Below are 3,639 nucleotides of genomic sequence, written 5' to 3' on the forward strand. Positions count from 1 at the left end.
GGCGCGGAGGAGTCCGCGCCGCGGAGCCCGCGGGGTCCCGTGCGGGGGCTCGCGCGCCGGGCCGGGGCGGTGGCCGGGGCCCCCGGCAGGATCGCGGGCCGGGCGCCGGGCCGGCCGTGGTGGCCGCGCGGGCGGGCGGCCGACGCCCTGCTGGCGGCGGCGGTCCTGGTGGCGTCGGTCGCGATGAGCGAGGCGGCGGTCAAGCCCGGGGACCGGCCGCTGTGGCCGGGCGGGCTGGCGCTGATCGCCGCGGCGTCGGCGGCGCTGGCGTGGCGGCGCAGCCACCCGGCGGCGGTCCTGGTGGTCGCCGTGGCGGTGCCGCCGCTGTACTACCCGCTGGGGTACCCGGACGGGCCCGTGGCGGTCGTGCTGTGGCTGGCGCTGTTCAACGCGGCCGTGGAGTGCCGGCTGGCGGTGCCGCTGGGCGCGGTCATCGTCGTCAACGCCGGTTTCCTGGCGGCGGCGTCGGTGCGCGGAAAGGGCGACGACCCCGACGCGGTGACCGACGCCCGCGGCGTGGCGTCGCTGTCGCTGGGGCTGCTGATCACGGTGGCGATCGGGCAGTACGTGCGGGGCCGCCGCGCCCTGGCCGAGGCCGCCGAGCGGCGCGCCGCCGCGGCCGAGCGCGACCGCGAGGCCGAGGCGCGGCGCCGCGCGGTCGCCGAGCGGCTGCGCATCGCCCGCGAGCTGCACGACGTGCTCGCCCACCAGATCTCGCTGATCAACGTGCAGGCGGGGGCGGCGCTGCACCGCCGCGACGACCCGGGCCGCGCCTACACGGCGCTGGAGGCGATCAAGGCGGCGAGCAAGGACACCCTGCGGGAGCTGCGCGGGATCCTGGGCGTGCTGCGGCAGGTCGACGCCGAGGACGGCGCGCCCGGGGCGCTGGAGCGGCCGGTGGCGCCGCCGCCGTCGCTGGCGCGGGTCGGGGAGCTGCTGGACCAGACCGCCGCGGCCGGGCTGGCGGTCCGCCGCGCCGGCGACCTGCCCGAGCCCGGTGAGCCGGGGACGGCGGCGCTGGGGGACCTTCCGGCCCCGGTCGGGCTGGCCGGGTACCGCATCGTGCAGGAGGCGCTGACCAACGCCGTCCGGCACTCGGGGGCCGCCGCGGTCACGGTCGAGGTGCGGGTGTTCCCCGGCGAGGTGGTCGTGCGGGTGGACGACGACGGCCCAGGCCCGCCCGCTCCCCCGGCGCACGCGGAGGGTCCGGAGGGTGCGGAACTCGGTGCGGTCGGCAACGGGGTGCGGGGCATGCGCGAACGGGCCGCCTCGGTCGGCGGGGAGCTGGCCGCCGGGCCCGGCCCGGCGGGCGGGTTCCGGGTGTGGGCGCGGCTGCCGCTGGACGCCGCCGGACCGGCCGCCCCGCGCGAGAAGGACACGAAGGACGATATGAGCGGGCTGGGCGAGACAACAGAGGAGAACGCGTGATCCGGGTGATGCTGGCCGACGACCAGACGCTGGTCAGGGCGGGGTTCCGGTCGATCCTGGAGGGCGAGGACGACATCGAGATCGTCGCCGAGGCCGGCGACGGGGAGCAGGCCGTCGCGCGGGCCCGCGAGCTGCGGCCCGACGTGGTGCTGATGGACATCCGCATGCCCGTCCTGGACGGGCTGGAGGCCACCCGGCGGATCATCGCCGATCCCCGCCTCGCCGACGTCCGCGTGGTGATCTTGACGACGTTCGACCTGGACGACTACGTCTACGGCGCGATCAAGGCCGGGGCCAGCGGGTTCCTGGTCAAGGACACCGAGCCGACCGAGCTGATCCACGGGGTGCGGGTGGTGGCGCGCGGCGACGCGCTGCTGGCGCCCACGGTGACGCGCCGGCTCATCGCCGAGTTCGCGTCCCGGATCACCGCGCCGCCGCCCGCCGCCGAGCTCAACGCGCTGACCGAGCGGGAGAGCGAGGTGCTGCGGCTGGTCGCGGCGGGCCTGTCCAACGAGGAGATCGCCGGGCGGCTGGTGCTGTCGCCCGCCACCGCCAAGACCCACGTCAGCCGTATCCTGGCCAAACTCGGCGCCCGCGACCGCGCCCAGCTGGTGGTGCTGGCCTACGAGACGGGAATGATCCGCCCCGGCTGGCTCGGCTGACCACCCGCCCGGCCCCATCTCGCGGACCGGTCTCGCGGACCGGTCTCGCGGACCGGTCTCGCGGACCCGCTCCGAGGGACCGCAACCGGGCCGGTCACGGCGGTGTTGAACGGATGTGACGGTTACGGACGAAGCTCTCACCCGCGCCCCCGACGCCGCCGCGGGCGGCGGGGACGCCCCGGCAGGCGACACCGCCGGGGCGCGGGTCGCCGCCGCCCTGGCCCGCGACCTCGACGAGGGGTTCGCCGACCTGTACGAGGCCTACCGGGGCGCGGTGTTCTCCACCGCGCTGCGGCTGTGCGGGCGGTGGGCCGAGGCCGAGGACCTGTCCGCCGAGGCGTTCCTGCGCGCCTACCGCGCGCTGGCCGGCTACGAGCCGGCGCGCGTCGCCGGGCTGCGGCCGCGGGCCTGGCTGCTGACGATCCTGACCAACGTGTGGCGCAACAGCCTGCGCACGGCCGCGCGGCGCCCGCCGCCGGGCCCCATCGAGGACGCCCCCGACCCGCCCGACCCGGGCGAGGGCGTCGAGGACGCCGCCGCCCGCCACGAGACCGGCCGCGAGCTGGCCGGCCTGCTGGCCCGGCTCCCCCACCAGCAGCGCGCCGCGGTCGTGCTGCGGCACGTCACCGACCTGCCCGTCGCCGAGATCGCCGCCGTGCTGGACCTGCCCGAGGGCACCGTGAAGTCCCACATCTCCCGCGGCCTGGCCCGCCTGCGCGCCCTGCGCGCCGAACCCGGCGCCACCGGACCCGGCGTCACGGGGCCGGGAACCACCGGGCCGGGCACCGCACCCGACCCCGAGCAGAAAGGGGGCACCCGATGAACCGCACCGACCCCGCCGGCGGCACGCCCGACCCGCTGGCCGGTGAACTGGCGGGCCTGGCCGCCGACGCGCCCCCGGCCCTGCTGGACCGCATCGCCGCCCGCCGCGTCCACGTCCCCGGCCCCCTGGAGGGCCTGCAGGTCGCCTTCACCGACCAGGGCGTCGCCTACCTGCGCGCCGGCATGGACGAGCGGGAGTTCGCCGCGGCGTTCCGCGCCCGGTTCGCCCGGCCGCTGCTGCCCGCCGACCGCCCCCCGCCCGGGCTGCTGCCCGCGCTGCGCACCGGCCGGCTCGGCACGCTGCGCCTGGACCTGCGCGGCCTCAGCGACTTCGAGGCCGCCGTCCTGCGCGCCGCCGCGCAGATCCCGCGCGGCCAGATCCGCCCCTACGCGTGGGTGGCCCGGCACGCCGGACGGCCCAAGGCCGTCCGCGCCGTCGGGTCGGCGCTGGGCCGCAACCCCGTCCCGCTGCTGATCCCCTGCCACCGCGTGACCCGCTCGGACGGCTCCCTGGGCGACTACGTGTTCGGCGCCGGCGCCAAGGAACGGCTGCTGCGCGCCGAGGACGTCGACGTCGAGGAGGTGACCGGGCTGGCGCGGCGCGGCGTGCGGCTGGTGGGCTCCGACACCACCGGGATCGTGTGCTACCCGACCCCGGCCAGCGCCGCCAGCATCGCCTTGTCCAGCGGCTCGGTGACCGGTGCGTCCGGGGCCGCCTCGCCGAGCC

The 3,639-nt window shown here is 78.4% G+C and carries 4 protein-coding genes; all 4 read left to right on the forward strand.

What is annotated here, in order from left to right; genetic code table 11:
- On the forward strand, positions 1–1,428 hold a 1,428-nt coding region (locus AB0C69_RS39880), incomplete at its 5' end, for a histidine kinase (RefSeq protein ID WP_360361545.1).
- On the forward strand, positions 1,425–2,090 hold the full coding sequence (locus tag AB0C69_RS39885; RefSeq protein WP_360361548.1) for a response regulator transcription factor: 666 nt from the start codon (positions 1,425–1,427) through the stop codon (positions 2,088–2,090). The genes AB0C69_RS39880 and AB0C69_RS39885, both read left to right, overlap by 4 nt.
- Positions 2,091–2,205: 115 nt before the next feature.
- Entirely contained in the window at positions 2,206–2,913 is a 708-nt protein-coding gene (locus AB0C69_RS39890; RefSeq protein ID WP_360361551.1) for an RNA polymerase sigma factor, read from the forward strand.
- Positions 2,910–3,639 (forward strand): MGMT family protein (locus AB0C69_RS39895; protein ID WP_360361554.1); only part of this gene is annotated, 730 nt, incomplete at its 3' end. The genes AB0C69_RS39890 and AB0C69_RS39895, both read left to right, overlap by 4 nt.

It is taken from the genome of Actinomadura sp. NPDC048032 (genome assembly GCF_040653175.1).
Classification (GTDB): Bacteria; Actinomycetota; Actinomycetes; order Streptosporangiales; family Streptosporangiaceae; genus Spirillospora; species Spirillospora verrucosospora.